The sequence below is a fragment of the Pseudarthrobacter sulfonivorans genome, assembly GCF_031454915.1.
Lineage (GTDB): Bacteria > Actinomycetota > Actinomycetes > Actinomycetales > Micrococcaceae > Arthrobacter > Arthrobacter sulfonivorans_C.
This window is the reverse complement of record NZ_JAVDRS010000001.1, coordinates 691,612-706,259: the sequence shown is the minus strand read 5'-3', so window position 1 is coordinate 706,259 and position 14,648 is coordinate 691,612. Positions and strand designations below refer to the sequence as shown.

15 protein-coding genes are annotated in these 14,648 nt (G+C 63.6%); all 15 read right to left on the bottom strand.

Features of this window, described 5'->3' with window-relative positions; all coding sequences use genetic code 11:
* Positions 1–61 precede the first annotated feature (61 nt).
* On the bottom strand, positions 62–1,699 hold the full coding sequence (gene atpA / locus J2808_RS03180; protein ID WP_309811855.1) for a F0F1 ATP synthase subunit alpha: 1,638 nt from the start codon (positions 1,697–1,699) through the stop codon (positions 62–64).
* 83 nt (positions 1,700–1,782) lie between these two features.
* Positions 1,783–2,610, bottom strand: coding sequence for a F0F1 ATP synthase subunit delta (locus J2808_RS03175; RefSeq protein ID WP_309811441.1), 828 nt, complete (start codon positions 2,608–2,610; stop codon positions 1,783–1,785).
* Positions 2,610–3,161, bottom strand: coding sequence for a F0F1 ATP synthase subunit B (locus J2808_RS03170; RefSeq protein WP_309811438.1), 552 nt, complete (start codon positions 3,159–3,161; stop codon positions 2,610–2,612). Before J2808_RS03170 ends, J2808_RS03175 begins: the two co-directional genes overlap by 1 nt.
* A gap of 53 nt (positions 3,162–3,214) precedes the next feature.
* Positions 3,215–3,418, bottom strand: coding sequence for an ATP synthase F0 subunit C (gene atpE / locus J2808_RS03165; RefSeq protein WP_009356484.1), 204 nt, complete (start codon positions 3,416–3,418; stop codon positions 3,215–3,217).
* A gap of 77 nt (positions 3,419–3,495) precedes the next feature.
* The gene (gene atpB, locus J2808_RS03160; protein ID WP_309811437.1) at positions 3,496–4,296 is read right to left on the bottom strand and encodes a F0F1 ATP synthase subunit A; all 801 of its coding nucleotides are present in this window, start codon (positions 4,294–4,296) and stop codon (positions 3,496–3,498) included.
* 81 nt (positions 4,297–4,377) lie between these two features.
* Positions 4,378–4,716: an AtpZ/AtpI family protein gene (locus J2808_RS03155; RefSeq protein ID WP_309811432.1), complete on the bottom strand. Its 339-nt coding sequence runs from the start codon at positions 4,714–4,716 to the stop codon at positions 4,378–4,380.
* Complete coding sequence (locus J2808_RS03150; protein WP_309811430.1) at positions 4,709–5,191, bottom strand: hypothetical protein; 483 nt, start codon at positions 5,189–5,191, stop codon at positions 4,709–4,711. The genes J2808_RS03155 and J2808_RS03150 overlap by 8 nt, the downstream gene beginning before the upstream one ends.
* Positions 5,192–5,284: 93 nt before the next feature.
* On the bottom strand, positions 5,285–6,397 hold the full coding sequence (locus tag J2808_RS03145) for an MraY family glycosyltransferase (RefSeq protein ID WP_309811427.1): 1,113 nt from the start codon (positions 6,395–6,397) through the stop codon (positions 5,285–5,287).
* Positions 6,394–7,353, bottom strand: a complete 960-nt coding sequence (locus J2808_RS03140) for a glycosyltransferase family 2 protein (RefSeq protein WP_309811424.1) — start codon at positions 7,351–7,353, stop codon at positions 6,394–6,396. The genes J2808_RS03145 and J2808_RS03140 overlap by 4 nt, the downstream gene beginning before the upstream one ends.
* Entirely contained in the window at positions 7,350–8,123 is a 774-nt protein-coding gene (locus J2808_RS03135) for a WecB/TagA/CpsF family glycosyltransferase (protein ID WP_309811421.1), read from the bottom strand. The genes J2808_RS03140 and J2808_RS03135 overlap by 4 nt, the downstream gene beginning before the upstream one ends.
* Positions 8,120–9,007, bottom strand: a complete 888-nt coding sequence (locus tag J2808_RS03130; protein WP_309811416.1) for an L-threonylcarbamoyladenylate synthase — start codon at positions 9,005–9,007, stop codon at positions 8,120–8,122. The genes J2808_RS03135 and J2808_RS03130 overlap by 4 nt, the downstream gene beginning before the upstream one ends.
* A gap of 15 nt (positions 9,008–9,022) precedes the next feature.
* The gene (gene prmC / locus J2808_RS03125) at positions 9,023–9,892 is read right to left on the bottom strand and encodes a peptide chain release factor N(5)-glutamine methyltransferase (RefSeq protein WP_309811413.1); all 870 of its coding nucleotides are present in this window, start codon (positions 9,890–9,892) and stop codon (positions 9,023–9,025) included.
* A 20-nt stretch (positions 9,893–9,912) separates the two neighbouring features.
* Complete coding sequence (prfA, locus tag J2808_RS03120; RefSeq protein WP_309811410.1) at positions 9,913–10,986, bottom strand: peptide chain release factor 1; 1,074 nt, start codon at positions 10,984–10,986, stop codon at positions 9,913–9,915.
* Positions 10,987–11,180: 194 nt separating this feature from the next.
* The gene (gene rho, locus J2808_RS03115) at positions 11,181–13,373 is read right to left on the bottom strand and encodes a transcription termination factor Rho (protein WP_309811407.1); all 2,193 of its coding nucleotides are present in this window, start codon (positions 13,371–13,373) and stop codon (positions 11,181–11,183) included.
* A gap of 299 nt (positions 13,374–13,672) precedes the next feature.
* Positions 13,673–14,647: a homoserine kinase gene (gene thrB, locus J2808_RS03110; protein ID WP_309811404.1), complete on the bottom strand. Its 975-nt coding sequence runs from the start codon at positions 14,645–14,647 to the stop codon at positions 13,673–13,675.
* Between the last annotated feature and the right edge of the window lies 1 nt (position 14,648).

Genomic DNA, 14,648 nt, shown 5'->3' with positions numbered 1-14,648 from the left:
AGATCCCGGTGGCCGGGACTGCCGGAACCGGTGAAGGTCCCGGCAGTCCCTGCCAGCGAAACTAGCGCTTCTGCTTGACGATTTTTTCCTGGTCGACTTCGGTTTCCGAGATAGCGTCGTGCTCCTCGTGGCCGGCGCCTACCAGGCGGTTGTCACCCTCGCCGAAGAAGCCCTTTTTGAAGTCCACGATCGCGGTCTTCAGTGCTTCAGCGGTGTCATCGTCCATAACGTTGGTCTGCGCCAGCGTGGTCAGGATGGAGGACTTGTGCTTCAGGTGCTCCAGGAATTCGGTCTCGAAGCGGTTGATGTCTTCAACCGGAACTTCATCGAGGTGACCGTTGGTACCTGCCCAGATTGAAACGACCTGGTTCTCGATCGGGAACGGCGAGTACTGGCCCTGCTTGAGCAGTTCCATGAGGCGTGCACCACGGGTCAGCTGCTGGCGCGATGCGGCGTCGAGGTCCGACGCGAACATTGCGAACGCCTGCATGTCGCGGTACTGAGCCAGCTCCAGCTTCAAGGTACCGGAAACCTTCTTCATGGACTTGACCTGTGCAGCACCACCAACGCGGGACACAGAGACACCCACGTCGACGGCCGGACGCTGGTTGGCGTTGAAGAGGTCCGACTGCAGGAAGATCTGGCCATCGGTAATGGAGATCACGTTGGTCGGGATATACGCCGAGACGTCGTTTGCCTTGGTTTCGATGAGCGGCAGGCCGGTCATCGAGCCGGCACCGAGCTCGTCGGAGAGCTTGGCACAACGCTCCAGCAGACGGGAGTGCAAGTAGAAGACGTCGCCCGGGTAGGCTTCGCGTCCCGGCGGGCGGCGCAGCAGCAGCGAAACTGCACGGTAAGCCTCAGCCTGCTTGGAGAGGTCATCAAACACGATGAGGACGTGCTTGCCGCCGTACATCCAGTGCTGGCCGATGGCCGAACCGGCGTACGGTGCCAGGTACTTGAAGCCTGCGGGGTCAGACGCAGGGGAAGCCACAATGGTGGTGTATTCCAGTGCGCCGTTGTCCTCGAGGGTCTGACGGACAGCCGCGATGGTTGATGCCTTCTGACCGATTGCCACGTAGATGCAACGCACCTGCTTGGTTACATCGCCGGAAGCCCAGTTGGCCTTCTGGTTGATGATGGTGTCAATGGCGATTGCCGACTTACCGGTCTGGCGGTCACCAATGATCAGCTGGCGCTGGCCGCGGCCGATCGGGATCATGGCGTCGATAGCCTTGAGACCGGTCTGCATGGGCTCGTGAACCGACTTACGCTGGGTCACGCCCGGTGCCTGGAGTTCCAGCGCACGGGTGGTCTCGGCCTTGATCTCGCCGAGGTCGTCGATGGGCTGGCCCAGCGGGTCAACCACGCGGCCGAGGAAGGCATCGCCAACCGGCACGGACAGAACCTGCCCGGTGCGGTGGACTTCCTGGCCTTCTTCGATTCCGGTGAAGTCACCGAGGACAATCACACCGATTTCGCGGACGTCCAGGTTCTGGGCCAGGCCCAGGGTGCCATCTTCGAAGCGAAGCAGCTCGTTCGCCATGACCGAGGGAAGGCCCTCAACACGGGCGATGCCGTCACCTGCGGTTGTTACACGGCCAACCTCTACGCGCTCAGCGTTTCCGGGTTCGTAGGACGCCGCGAACTCGTTCAACGCATTACGGACGTCGTCGGCGTTGATGGTCAATTCGGCCATCTGCAGTCCCTGCTCTCCTGTTTTCGTGATCATCGTTGCTCACGATGACCGGGGTTTCGTTTCGTTAAGTTGTGCTTGTCCGGCTAACCGGCCAGTTGGCGGTGGAGCTGGCCCAGCCGGGTGATAACCGAAGCGTCAAGCACTTCGTCACCCACCTGGACGCGGATTCCGCCGATCAGTTCAGGATCAACAGTGATATTGACCTTGAGCTCGCGACCATACAGGGCGTTCAGCCCCGCCTGGAGGCGGGCAAACTGCGTCTCCGTCAGGGGACGCGTGACGCTGACCGTTGCAATCCAGCGCTGCTGCCGTTTAGCTGCCAGCTCGGCGAACCGGGCTACCAGGTTGGTCGGCTTGATGCCGCGGGGTGCGGACACTGCCTGGGCAATGAGGACTTTTGCTTCCTCGCTTGCGCCGGGTACCAGCTTCTGCGCCAAACCGATCTTCGCTGCAGCACTTGCCTGCGGCTCCGACAAAGCACGTTGTACCTCGTGGTTGGAGGCAACGGCCTGGTTGAAGGAGAACAGATCGTTCTCCAGTTCTTCCAGCCCAGAGACACCGGAGGCAGAAACGGCCGACTTGTTTTCAGCAACGGCGATAACCACCGTCGCGGCAAGCGTCTCGAGTGCATCGCCGATATCTCGGGCCGATGCCCAGCGTGAACTGGCCAGTCCGCCCGCGATGTCCGCAGCATCAGCGGAGACTTTTCCGCCAACGAGCTGCCTGACCAGCGCCGACTTTTCGTCACCGCTGCGGGACGGGTCAGTCAAGGCACGGCGCAAGCCAGCCGAGCTGTCCACCGTTCCCAGGATTCCGAAGAGTTCCTTAGCCAACTGCAGCGAGGCCAGCGGAAGCTTAGCTTCCAGCGTGGTCAGGGCCGTGGTCAGCGATTCGCTCGATACACCTGACATTACTTAGCTGCACCTGCGTTCTGGGTCTCCAGATCTGCCAGGAAACGGTCAACCACACGGGCGGAACGCTCGTCATCGCTGAGCGCCTCGCCAACAATGCGGCCTGCCAGCGTGGTAGCCAGCGTGCCTACCTCCGAACGCAGGGACACAACTGCCGCCTGACGCTCCGATTCGATCTGCACGTGGGCCTGGGCCGTGATGCGGGCCGATTCAGCAGCTGCTTTTTCCTTCAGATCAGCAAGGATCTGGGCGCCTTCGGCACGGGCTTCCTCGCGGATGCGGTTGGCTTCTGCGCGGGCATCAGTGAGCTGCTGCTTGTACTCCTCGAGGGCAGCAGATGCTTCCGCCTGGGCCTTTTCAGCCTTGGCGATGCCGCCTTCGATTGCCTCAGCGCGCTCTGCAAACGTCTTCTCGAACATCGGGACAATGAACTTGACCACGATGAACATGAGGACAGCAAAGCCGACGAGGACAACGCCCATTTCCCAGACGTTGGGTACCAGTGGGTTAGTCTCGCCCTCTGTGGCGGCTGAGATGATCACCTGGTTCATAATTCACCCGTCCTTTTCTACTCGGTTCTGGATGTTCGCTTGGTTCGTCAGACTTAGAGAACGAAAGCGAAGACCAGGCCGAGGATGGCGAGAGCTTCGGTCAGCGCGAGGCCGAGGAATGCGATCGGCTGGAGGACGCGCTGGGCTTCCGGCTGACGTGCAACGCCGTTGATGTAAGCGGCGAACACGAGACCAACACCGATACCACCGCCGATTGCGGACAGACCGTAACCTACGAGGTTGAGATTGCCTTCCATTTTATTCCTTTCAAGATGCCATCTGTGTGGCAGGTTGTTTGGTTTGCTTCATCCCCTGAGGGGAAGTTTGTGGGAGCCTAGTGGCTGTCCGCGTGCAGCGCGCCTTCAATGTAGATGGCAGTCAGCAGCGTGAAAACGTAGGCCTGGAGCGCCATGATCAGCGCCTCCAGCATGTACATGGCGATAGCGCCGCCCAGCACCAGGAGCGAGGTTCCCTTGAGCAGGATGTTCTCCTGCATCACCAGGAACTCGATGCCCGAGCCTGCGATCATGACGATCAGGTGACCGGCCAGCATGGTGGCAAACAGACGGAGGCTGTGCGTGACGGGCCGGACCAGGAAGTTGGAGATGATCTCGATCGGGATGATGAGCGGAAGGATGTAGACCGGTACGCCGGAGGGTACGGTGGCCAGCTTGAAGTACTTCAGGCCGTTCTTCTTGATGCCGATGGCAATCCAGGTGAAGTAAACAATGCCTGCGAGGACATAGGCGCCGCCGACGTGCGAGAAGCTCGGGAGCTGCAGCACGGGAATTGCACCGTAAATGTTGTTTACGAGGATAAAGAAGAAGAGGCTGAACAACAGCGGCACATACTTCATAAAGTCTTTGCCGCCGATAATGTCCTTGGCGATGCTGTTACGCACAAAGCCGTAGGCCATTTCACCAGCGAACTGGAGCTTGCCGGGGACAAGCTGCTGCTTCCGCGCAGCTAGCAGAAAGAACGTAGCGATAATGACGACCGACAGGACCACCAGGAGCATCTGCTTGGAGAATCCGTCTGCCACCCCCCACGGCAGGATTGCCGGCAGGTGCATTTCTTCAATTCCAGGAGGAGTGAACTCTCCTGAATCTTGGGCCGGGAGCGCAAGCGCGATCAACGCGTTTCCTCTCTGCAGTGTCCATCATTGGGCGTTGGTCGGGGATCGGCGGATGTTTGCTCCGCAAGTCCCCCTGTGAAATTATTTGGCATTAGTGTTTCCGTCCGCGGACGGGCCGCTGTCTGCGCCGCTCTTACCTGTCGAGTTTCTGGAACTGGTAAGGCCGTGCATGTGAGAAAGATAGAATCCTCCGACAGCTCCAAGCAGAGCGCCTGCGAGCACGATCCAGCGGGTTCCCCACAGATAATCCAGACCCCACCCTATCAAACTCCAGACGATGATTCCGCCAATTATGTAGCTGAAGACGGCCATTCCGGCGTTGTATCCACCGTTGCTGTTTTCGGCCGACACTCCCGGCGTGGAGGGGTTGTTCCTGGACTCCGGGGAGCCGTTACTTTCTGTTCGTTTCCGATCAGACATCGTTGGGCTCCTTCGGCTCCGGGTCGTTGTAAATCTGCAGGCGCGCTTTGCTGAAGCCGTAGATTTCGGCGGCCTGCCACAATACAACGGTGGCAACGGCACCAATAAGGAACCATTGTCCGTGCAGCCAGGCAGGTGCTCCGATCAGGAACAGGACCACCGCGAAGCCCACCACCTTGACAAAGTAGGTGGCCACGAACATTCCGATGGCACCGGACGGGTTATTGCGCCCCATAAAGTGGCCAACCAGAAGACTGATCGCGAAGAAGACCATGACCAGGAGGCCGCCCAAGGAACTGGACAGGACGCCGTCGGGCCCGTTCAGGATGCCTGCGGGAATACCAGCCAGAATGATTGCGCCCGCGCCGGCAGCTGAACTGATGGCGAGGAGGCGAAGCCACAGGGACCCGGTGGGACCGGAGACGCCAACGGATCCGTTGCCGGACGCTGGTCCGGGGTCGGCGTTGGAGGTCATGAGATCCCAATCGTCGGCGCCCTGGGGCTGGGTGGAGGGGCAGCTTTGGCTGCCCCTAAATTCTACACGAGATAGAAATGAATCCGTACACGGTTACGCGACCGGCTCGTCGCTCCCCCGTCGCAGGTACGGCCATGCCGTCACCAGCCCCATTAACAACGTGGCGAAGATGTCCGCCGCCAACACGGGTTGCCACGGAAACACGGCAAAAGCCAAACCACCGAATGACAGCACAGCGGTCCACAGGTACATCAGGATCACGGCGGTGCGGTGCGAGTAACCGATGTCCAGCAGCTTGTGGTGGAGGTGTCCCCGGTCTGCCGACCATGGGGAACGTCCCCGTGCCGTTCTGCGGACGACGGCGAGCCCCAGGTCCAGCAAAGGGAGGAAGAGCACGGCGAAGGGCAACAGGATGGGTATGACGGTGGAAATACCGTTGGCCCTGTCGTACAGCCCGGAGGTGATCTGGCCGGTTGACACGATGCCGGCGGCGGCGAACAGCAGGCCGATAAGCATGGCGCCGGAATCGCCCATAAAGATCTTGGACGGGAACCAGTTGTGCGGGAGGAAGCCGATGCAACTGCCCACGACAACGGCCATGAGGAGCGTGGCGAGGTCCGAGTAGTCCAACAGGACTGCGTTCCGGTGCACCCAGTACGCGGTGAAGAAGAACGCGGTTCCGCCGATGATCGCCACGCCGGCGGCCAGCCCGTCCAGACCGTCAATGAAGTTGAAGGCGTTCATGGTGGTGACAATCAGCCCGGCGGTCAGCACGATGCGGATCATCTCGTTCTCAAGGAAAATCGGCTCCGGCACCCACGGGACAATGGTCATCCGGACTCCCCAGATGGCCACCACCAGGGCTGCAGCGCTCTGGCCGATAAGTTTCACCCACCAGCGGATGTCCAGGAGGTCATCGGCGACGCCCACCAGCACGATCAGCGTCGCACCGGCCAGGACGCCCCAGGGCGAAAAGTTGTGGCGGTAAATGTCTTTGACGAAGAAGGACTGGCTGGCCACGATGAGTGCCACCAGCACGCCGAGAAAGATCGCCACACCGCCCAACCGGGAGACCGGCGTCGAATGCATGTCACGGCTACGGATGGGCATATGGAGTTCCAGCCGGTTGCCGACAACGCGGGCACCCCAGGTGGCCCCATAGGACACGACGGCAGCCGTCAGCCCCATGAGCAGGTACATGATCATGCGACAGGTCCCCCGGTCAGCCGCACATCGCGGAGCGGATAGATCCCGTTGAGGACCTGCTCGTTGCTGCGGGGCGCTTTCAGACCGTGCAGCAGCCCCCGTAGGAGTCCCTGGACGAGGAGGCTCTTGTTCGGCGAGCCGGCGATGGTCCGGCTCCAGTTACGGATGGAGGCGCCTGAATACAGCACCTTCTCCCAAGGGGTGAGCGCCGACGAACGCGTGTAGACCCACAACTTGTTCCGCACCTCGTAATAGAATCGCGCACCAGGATCAGCGCCGGCGTCCCCGAAAGACTTGGTGTGGTGGTTTGCGACGGACTTCTCGACGGAGATGGCATTCTGTCGCCGTGAGATCCGCGCCGTGTACTCCAAATCGTCGTTCCAGATGAAGTAGTCGGCGATAGGAAGGCCATGGCGCCGTATCTGCCCGGCATCAATGAGGATGGACACGAATGATGCCGTCCTGATCTGGACTCCCCCGGCCCGGCTGGCGGTCTCACGGTCTTCTTCGCTGGCCCCCAGCCGTGGACGCATCCGGTTCATCGGATGATCGCGTCCGTCGGTCCAAACCACCCGGCTGGCAACAAAACTTGGTTCATCTCCGGAAGCCGCGGCGTAGGCCTGCGACGCCGCCAGGGCCTCCTCGAGTGCTCCGGGCTGCGGTTCAGTGTCGTCATCCATGATCCACACGTAGTCCGCGGCGTGGTCCAGGACCGCGCGCTCCATTCCCACGACGAATCCCCCAGCGCCGCCCAGGTTCTGGTCGAGCCGGACGGTGTCCGCGGCGACTGGACCGTTGTAGGTGGCCAGGAAATCTGCAGTGCCGTCCGTGGAGGCGTTGTCCACGATGACCACGGTGGAGGGCAGGACTGTTCCGGAGGTGATGCCGCGGAGGGTGGTTTCGAGAAGCTCCCGCCGGTTATACGTGACAACCACGGCGACGACATTCTTGCTCATTTACTGGTCCCTGTTTTCGTCGATCGAAATTTCCGGCGGGCTAGGACAGCGGCCAGTTTCCAGGGCTCAAGGAATACGCGTCCGAAAACCCTCCGGGGTGAGAGTATGAGGCGCCACAGCCATTCAAAGCCGAGCCTGCCGAGCCACCGCGGAGCGAGCCGCTGGTGTCCGGAAATCTGGTCAAGCGCACCGCCCACCGCACCATAAACGGCGTCGGGAAGGTCATCACGGCGCTGCCACAGGAAAGATTCCTGCAGCGGCATCCCCAGGCCCACGAGGACGAGGTTCGGCCCAAAAGCCTGGAGCTCGTCGACGACAGCGCTTTCCCTGTCCGCGTCCCAGTCCTGCCCGGCCCAGCCGAGCACCTTCGCTCCGGGCAAGAGCACCTCAAGTCGGCGGCACGCTTCGGCATTACTGAGCTCATTGGTGCCCACCACGGCCACGCGGTCCAAGCCGGCCACGGAACCCAGGTGCTTGATCCAGTCTGTCGAACCCACCCTGTAGCTGGAATCGGGCGCGCCCGCTGACGCCTGGCGCTTCCAGACCGTGTAGACGGGAGCACCGTCCAGGAGCACAACATCTGCGGAGTCGTACAGCGCCCTGAAATCGGGAAGGGTGTGGTACAGGTAGCAGCTGTGCAGGTTATGACCGACCACCGTACGTCGGCCCCCCGCTGCGATAAGGCCACTGAGAACGTCTGCCATGCCGTGTTCGGGCACGGCGGTGACCTCGACGTCCAGGAGTCTTAGGCGGTCGCGGCCAACGGTCATGCCTCCGGATCCTTTTCGGCGGGCGCCGCGGGTTTCCGCACGTCCGGTGTGCCTTCCCCGGCGTCATCGGAAGCCGTAGCCGCAGGCTCCCCGGCGTCCCCGGATTCGACAGATTCCCCGGCCGGCGCGGCATCCTTCGAATCTTGGCCTGCGTCGTCCCCAAGCGGAGCACCCTCCGGCAAAGTGTCCTCGGGCGCAGTGTCCTCCGGCTCTGCCAGCGGAATTTCACCCAGGCCCAGTACCCCCGGAACATGTTCCCGGAGCTGGTCCAGGGACACCGCACCGTTGCGCACCACCCGCAGGATGGGCCCGGTTGCGTCCACGATGGTGGAAGGCACCGCGGCCGTTCCTTCCAGCGGCCGGAAGCCGCCTTCGAGGTACACCTCCACGGAGTCGGCGAGCTGGGCACGTGCTTCGGCTGCGGTCTGCGCGGGTGCCTGGCCCGTCCGGTTCGCGGAGGATACCGCCAGTGGACCTGTCAGGGTCAGGAGTTCCTGCGCCACCTCGTCGGCCGGCATACGCAGGGCCACCGTTCCCTGGGTGTCGCCCAAGTCCCAGTCGAGCGACAGCTGGGCGTGCAGGATCAGGGTCAGTCCGCCGGGCCAGAACGCCTCGGCCAGCTTGCGGGCGTCTGCGGAAATGTCCGTGGCCAGTCCGTCCAGGGCGTTGATCCGGGGAATGAGCACGGGCGGCGGCATGGCGCGGCTGCGCCCCTTGGAGACCAGCAGCATGGTGACGGCCTGCGGCGAGAAGGCATCGGCCGCGATCCCGTAGACAGTGTCGGTGGGAAAGACCACGCACTTCTTTTCGCTGATGGCACGCTGGGCATGCTCCAGCCCCAGGGCGCGCTGATCCTCTGACGTGCAGTTGTAGGTTGTGGTCACTGGCTTATTCTTTCATCAGTCGTGGCGCGGACCGGCCAGCACGGCGCTGGTGGCGCGTTCCTTGCCGTTGAGGTCCAGGTGTGTGGTGATCTCCGTCCAGACACCGGCGCGCTTCATCATGCCTGCGATCCAGCCGGCCTGGACTTCGGCGTGTTCCATCACGAAGTAGCCGCCGGGAACCAGAAGCCGGGCTGCCGAGGCGGCCGCCGCCGTCGGCAGTTCCATGCCGTCTGCTCCCCCGCCGTACAGGGCTTCGGCAGGATCGTGGAGGGCAACTTCGGGTTCGTTCGGGATGGCTTCGGCGGGAATGTAGGGCGGGTTGGAAACCACGACGTCGAAAGTACCGTTAAGTTCCGGCAGCGCGTTGCGCAGGTCCCCCAGGATGAGCCTGACGCCCAGCGGGGCCAGGTTCTTCTCGGCCCATGCGTGCGCGAACGTGCTGTACTCCACGGCATGGACTTCGGCGCCCGGCACCTCGTGGGCGATCGAGCCGGCAATCGCGCCCGAGCCGGTCCCCAGGTCGACAATCCGCGGATGCGCCATGCCCTTGACGTGGTCAATGACCAATTGGACAACGGATTCCGTTTCGGGACGCGGGATAAACACCCCTGGCCCGACGGCGAGCTCGAGATACCTGAAGTGCGCCACGCCGGTGATGTGCTGCAGCGGGATCCGCTGCGCCCGTTCGGCCACAAGTTCGGCGTAGCCCTCCGGCGCCGGGGAATCCCCCAGCATCATCGCCCTGAGCCTGCCGAGCCCTACCCCCAGAAGGTGGTCCGCCAAGAGCTCGGCATCGACGCGGGGACTGGGGACGCCGGCGTCCCGAAGGATCGCGGTGGCCTCCCCGACGGCAGCCGCCAGCGACTGTTCCGGCCCGAGTGTCATCTCTGGCTTCCCGTAGTTGGCTATTCGCCGATGGCGTCCAGGCGAGCCTGTTCGTCCATCTCGATGGCGGACTGGATGACCGGCTCGAGGTCGCCGTTCATGACCTGGTCCAGGTTGTACGCCTTGTAGCCGGTGCGGTGGTCCGCGATCCGGTTTTCCGGGTAGTTGTAGGTGCGGATGCGCTCGGAACGGTCCATGGTGCGGATCTGCGACTTACGCTGGGCCGAGTTCTCGGCGTCGATGATCTCCTGCTGGTGCGCCAGGATGCGGGCGCGGAGCACTCGCATCCCCGCTTCGCGGTTCTGCAGCTGGGATTTCTCGTTCTGCATGGCCACCACGATGCCCGTGGGAAGGTGCGTGATGCGGACGGCGGAGTCCGTGGTGTTCACAGACTGGCCACCAGGGCCGGAGGACCGGTACACGTCGATCTTGAGGTCGTTCTGATTGATGTCCAGCTCTTCGGGCTCGTCCACCTCGGGCAGCACCAGGACGCCTGCTGCGGACGTGTGGATCCGGCCCTGTGATTCGGTCACGGGCACCCGCTGCACGCGGTGGACGCCGCCCTCGAACTTCAGCCGCGCGTAAACGCCTTCGGCAGGATCGTTCGAGCTACCCTTGACGGCCATCTGGACGTCCTTGTAACCGCCGAGGTCAGACTCGGTGGCAGAGATCAGTTCGGTCTTCCAGCCGCGTGATTCCGCGTACCGGGTGTACATGCGCAGGAGGTCGCCCGCGAAAAGGGCAGCTTCGTCGCCGCCTTCACCGCCCTTGACCTCAAGAATCACGTTGCGGGCGTCGTCAGGGTCGCGCGGGATGAGCAGGCGGCGCAGCTTGGCCGAGGCAGCCTCCATGGCCACCTCCAGCTCAGGGACCTCGGCCGCGAACTCGGGATCCTCCGCAGCCATCTCCTTGGCCGCAGCCAGGTCATCGCGGAGGCCTTCCCACTTGTGATAGGCCTCAACAATGCCGTTCAGCTGCGCAGAGCGCCGCCCCAGCTTCCGGGCGAGCCGCTGGTCAGCATAGACAGCAGGATCCCCCAGCTGCGCCTGGATAGCATCATGCTCATCAAGCAGGCCCTGTACGGACTCAAACATTTTCAAAACCTCTTTCGACTCTTACAAGTCTAGTAACTGCAACGCGGGGTCACTTACCGCCCAATTCAGCGGCCTTGGAGGGCCTTAAGTGACCCCGCGTTGCTTTTGAAGCGGAGTAACCGGGTTAACGCAACAACCGCCCAGGGAATTGGCGGCCCGGGAAGGGCCGCCAATTCTCGAGCGGTTATGCGTAGCTACTTGTCGTTATCCGACTTGGCACCAAGCGTCGTCTTCTGGACCTGCATCAGGAACTCGACGTTGCTCTGGGTCTCCCGGATCTTGTTCGTCAGCAGCTCAAGGCTCTGCTGCGTTTCCAGTCCGGAGAGGACACGGCGCAGCTTCCACATGATCTTGACTTCCTCCGGGGAAAGCAGGTTCTCTTCGCGGCGTGTGCCGGACGCGTTGACATCCACGGCCGGGAAGATGCGCTTGTCCGCCAGCTGGCGGGACAGGCGGAGCTCCATGTTGCCGGTGCCCTTGAACTCTTCGAAGATGACCTCGTCCATCTTGGAACCGGTCTCCACGAGGGCCGTTGCCAGGATGGTGAGCGAGCCACCGTTTTCGATGTTGCGGGCTGCACCGAAGAAGCGCTTCGGCGGGTACAGCGCGGCGGAGTCCACACCACCGGACAGGATTCGGCCGGAGGCCGGTGCTGCCAGGTTGTAGGCGCGGCCCAGCCGGGTCATGGAGTCGAGGAGCACCACTACGTCCATGCCCATTTCCACGAGGCGCTTGGCGCGTTCGATGGAGAGCTCAGCCACGGTGGTGTGGTCGTCTGCGGGACGGTCGAAGGTGGAGGCAATAACTTCGCCCTTGACCGTGCGCTGCATGTCCGTGACTTCTTCAGGACGTTCGTCAACGAGCACCATCATGAGGTGGACCTCAGGATTGTTGGTGGTGATGGCGTTGGCGATGGACTGCAGGATGAGCGTCTTGCCGGCCTTCGGCGGGGAGACGATCAGGCCGCGCTGGCCCTTGCCGATCGGGGCAACCAGGTCGATGACGCGGGGCCCGATCTTCTTGGGGTCGGTTTCCAGGCGCAGTCGCTCGGACGGGTAAAGCGGGACCAGCTTGGCGAATTCGACGCGGTCCTTGAGCTCTTCCGGCGTCTTGCCGTTCACGGAGGTGACGCGGACCAGCGCGTTGAACTTCTGGCGGGCGGACTGCTGGCTGCGGTCCTCGCCTTCACGCGGTGCACGGATGGCGCCGACGACGGCGTCGCCCTTGCGCAGGTTGTACTTCTTAACCTGGGCGAGGGACACGTAGACGTCGTTCGGGCCCGGCAGGTAACCGGAGGTGCGGATGAACGCGTAGTTCTCCAGGACGTCCAGGATGCCGGCCACCGGCAGCAGGACGTCGTCCTCGGTGACCTCGACGTCGTCGACGTCCGGTCCCTGGGCACGTCCCCGACGGCGGTCGTTGCGGTCGCGGAAACGGTCGTTGCGGGAGTTGTCCCGGCTGTCCTGGCCGCCGGAACGGTCGCTGCGGTCGTTCCGGTCACGGCGGTTGCGGCGGTTCCTGCGGCTGCCGCCGTCTGAATCGTCGCCATCGCGCGTGTCGTCGCGGCGGGTGCCTTCACGCTGGCCTGCGTCGCGGCTGCCGGCGTTGTCGCGGCCGCCGTCGGTGCTTTCACGGACGTTGGTATCGCGGGCGTTGGCCTCACGGGCACCGGTGTCCCGGGCACCGCGGGTGCGGCCGCCTTCACGACGGTCGGAACGCTGGCCGTCGCCGGATTCGGCACCCTGGGCGTCAGTCCGCTGGGTTTCGGTGCGGGTTTCGGCGCGGTCCGCCTGGCGCTGTTCGGCGGCGGGCTGCTCGGACGTCGCTTCGGTGGCCTCCGCAGCCTGCACAGAGGTAGCCGCTGCTTCACCGCGGCGGCGGTTGCGGGTACGCGGCTGGCGGCGTTCGCCGGCACCTTCGGCTGCTTCGCCGGTCTCGGCGGGTGCGGCGGCAGGAGCTTCGGCGGGGGCAGCGGCCGGGGCTTCAGCGGGAGCAGCGGCCGGAGCCGCTACCACGCCGTCGCTGACAGCGCGCCGGCTGCGGCCACGGCCACGGGCCCGGGTTCCCTCGGCGGCCGGGGCCTCCGTGGTTTCGCTGGCAGCAGCCACGGGAGCGGCAGCCGCCACGTGGTTTTCAGTCGCTTTTTCGGCAGCCTTGGCCGGAGCCTTGGTGGCCGGAGTGCCTGCGCGGTGGGCGGAAATGGCTGTGACCAGGTCCCCCTTGCGCATGCGGGACCCACCGGAGATCCCCAGCTGGCTGGCAAGAGCCTGCAGCTGGGCGAGCTTGAGGCCGGCGAGGCCACTGCTCTTGGCGGGTGCGGCCGTTGACGATCCGGCTGCAGAAGTTGATGTGTCCACAGCTGAAGACAGCTCAGTGGTTTCGGTCACGAAGGATCCTTCCCCCTCGACGGCGTCCAGACTGGGAGCTGGACGCGATGATTTGATCTGGGCTGCAGTTCAGATCTGCAGCCGGGAGTTTCGGCCTTGCCGGTTGGATTTCGGCCAGCAGGGCCGGATACTGATTCACCTCACGCACCGATTAATGACGGAACGCTGGACTGACGGTTCAGGGGCAGACACTTCTTGCTGCAGATTCCTGCGACAGACCAAGCAGGTGACACCGGAAAATATTGCGCAGTAGGAGATCAAATAACAGCTGAATGCAACTGCAGATCAGATAGGCGGAATTACCGCCGGTGCAAGTCCACCTTAGCACCTTCGACGTCCACTGCCAGCTTCAGCACACGCCAGCCGATATCCGGCGTGTTCGCTGTTGTGTACGACTCTATGAACGCGAGTACGTCAGTTGCTTCGGCCTCGCCGTTGGCGAGGACCAGCACGGTGGGTCCGGCACCGGAAACCACTGCTGCGTGGCCCGCGTTGCGCAGGGCCCTGATAAGCGCGGCGCTGGGGCGCATGGCCTCTGCCCGGTAGCTCTGGTGGAGGTAGTCCTCGGTGCCGGCGAGCAGGAATTCCGGCTTCTGCGTCAGCGCGTGGATAAGCAGCGCCGCCCGGCCCGAGTTCATCGCTGCGGCGTGGTGGCCTACGGATGCCGGCAGCAACGCCCGGGCCGCTTCGGTGGACAATTCAAAGTCAGGAACTGCCACGATGGGGATCACTGAGCCCGCCACTGTGGCGCACGTGCTCCTGTACTGGTCACTGTCCTGCCATGACAGCGCCAGTCCGCCGAAAATCGCGGGCGCGACGTTGTCCGGGTGGCCTTCCATCTCGCTGGTCAGCTGCAGGATCCAGTCCCGCCCGCGCTGCCCCTCGGCCGGCACCATGGCATTGGCGGCAGAAACAGCCGCCACCACGGCCGACGCGGACGAGCCCAGCCCGCGGCCGTGGGGATTGACGTTCGTCGCCGTGATCCGGAGTCCACCATGCCGATAGCCCAGCCGCGAAAAGGCGGCCTCCATGGCCCGGACCACGAGGTGGCTGGCGTCGCGTGGCAGGCTGTCCGCCCCCTCGCCGCTGAGCTCAAACACGAGCTCAGCGGATTCGAGGCTTTCCACCGTCAGGGTGTCGTGCAGTGCGAGGGCAAGGCCCAGGCTGTCATATCCCGGACCGAGGTTGGCGCTGGTGGCCGGGACCCTGACGGTGACGCGCTGTCCTGCATCGATGAGCGGCAGGCCAACGGTGGTGGGCGCGGTGGTTTTCAAG

Excerpts from the sequence above, each read along its gene's own strand:
- atpA (WP_309811855.1), bottom strand. The coding sequence starts at position 1,699 with ATGGCCGAATTGACCATCAACGCCGACGACGTCCGTAATGCGTTGAAC.
- J2808_RS03175 (WP_309811441.1), bottom strand. The coding sequence starts at position 2,610 with ATGTCAGGTGTATCGAGCGAATCGCTGACCACGGCCCTGACCACGCTG.
- J2808_RS03170 (WP_309811438.1), bottom strand. The coding sequence starts at position 3,161 with ATGAACCAGGTGATCATCTCAGCCGCCACAGAGGGCGAGACTAACCCA.
- atpE (WP_009356484.1), bottom strand. The coding sequence starts at position 3,418 with ATGGAAGGCAATCTCAACCTCGTAGGTTACGGTCTGTCCGCAATCGGC.
- J2808_RS03155 (WP_309811432.1), bottom strand. The coding sequence starts at position 4,716 with ATGTCTGATCGGAAACGAACAGAAAGTAACGGCTCCCCGGAGTCCAGG.
- J2808_RS03150 (WP_309811430.1), bottom strand. The coding sequence starts at position 5,191 with ATGACCTCCAACGCCGACCCCGGACCAGCGTCCGGCAACGGATCCGTT.
- J2808_RS03145 (WP_309811427.1), bottom strand. The coding sequence starts at position 6,397 with ATGATCATGTACCTGCTCATGGGGCTGACGGCTGCCGTCGTGTCCTAT.
- J2808_RS03140 (WP_309811424.1), bottom strand. The coding sequence starts at position 7,353 with ATGAGCAAGAATGTCGTCGCCGTGGTTGTCACGTATAACCGGCGGGAG.
- J2808_RS03135 (WP_309811421.1), bottom strand. The coding sequence starts at position 8,123 with ATGACCGTTGGCCGCGACCGCCTAAGACTCCTGGACGTCGAGGTCACC.
- prmC (WP_309811413.1), bottom strand. The coding sequence starts at position 9,892 with ATGACACTCGGGCCGGAACAGTCGCTGGCGGCTGCCGTCGGGGAGGCC.
- prfA (WP_309811410.1), bottom strand. The coding sequence starts at position 10,986 with ATGTTTGAGTCCGTACAGGGCCTGCTTGATGAGCATGATGCTATCCAG.